Origin of the sequence: Mycobacterium sp. 852013-50091_SCH5140682, assembly GCF_001665685.1 — a bacterium.
Lineage (GTDB): Bacteria > Actinomycetota > Actinomycetes > Mycobacteriales > Mycobacteriaceae > Mycobacterium.
Genome location: NZ_LZTB01000089.1, coordinates 1 through 923 on the forward strand (window position 1 = coordinate 1; position 923 = coordinate 923).

The window sequence follows — 923 nt, forward strand, 5'->3', positions numbered from 1 at the left end:
CCGGCCCGGTGCAGCAGCTGGTGCGCGGGCACCCCGTAGCGCTCGGACTGACGGATGGCGTGCTTGAGGAAACTCGAATACACACCCGAGTAACCCATGATCAGCGCGTTGCGATCGAGCAGACATTCGGCCGGCATCGCCGGTGCGACCACCTCTTCGGCGGCGTCGGCGATGTCGAAGAAGTCGATCCCGGTCTTCACACCGATCTTGTCGAACACCCCGATCAACGCCTCGACCGGCGCGTTACCCGCCCCCGCCCCGAACCGGCGGCACGACCCGTCGATCTGCTTGGCACCCGCACGCACGGCTTCGACGGAGTTGGCGACACCCAGGCCGAGGTTCTCATGCCCATGAAAACCCACCTGCGCATCCGAGCCGAGTTCGGCGACCAACGCCGCCACCCGATCAGCCACCCCATCCAAAACCAGGGCCCCGGCCGAATCGACGACGTACACGCACTGGCAACCGGCATCGGCCATGATGCGGGCCTGCGCGGCCAGCTTCTCCGGGCTGATCGTGTGGCTCATCATCAGGAACCCCACGGTCTCCAGCCCCAGCTCACGGGCCAGGCCGAAGTGCTGAATCGAGACGTCGGCCTCGGTGCAGTGCGTCGCGATCCGGCAGATCGAGCCGCCGTTGTTCTGGGCTTCCTTGATGTCTTCCTTGGTGCCCACCCCCGGCAACATCAGGAAGGCGATCTTGGCGTCCTTGGCCGTCTCGGCGGCCAGCTTGATCAGCTCCTGCTCCGGGGTCTTGGAGAACCCGTAGTTGAAGCTCGAGCCACCCAGCCCGTCGCCGTGGGTGACCTCGATGACCGGCACACCCGCAGCATCCAAGGCCGCGACGATGGCACCGACCTCGTCCTCGGTGAACTGATGACGCTTGTGATGACTCCCGTCGCGCAACGACGTATCGGTCATCCG

Annotated in this window: 1 protein-coding gene; it reads right to left on the minus strand. The window is 65.8% G+C overall.

The window, feature by feature from the left end; all coding sequences use genetic code 11:
- A partial coding sequence (dmpG, locus tag A5784_RS23295; protein ID WP_064947253.1) for a 4-hydroxy-2-oxovalerate aldolase occupies positions 1 to 923 on the minus strand: 923 nt, incomplete at both ends.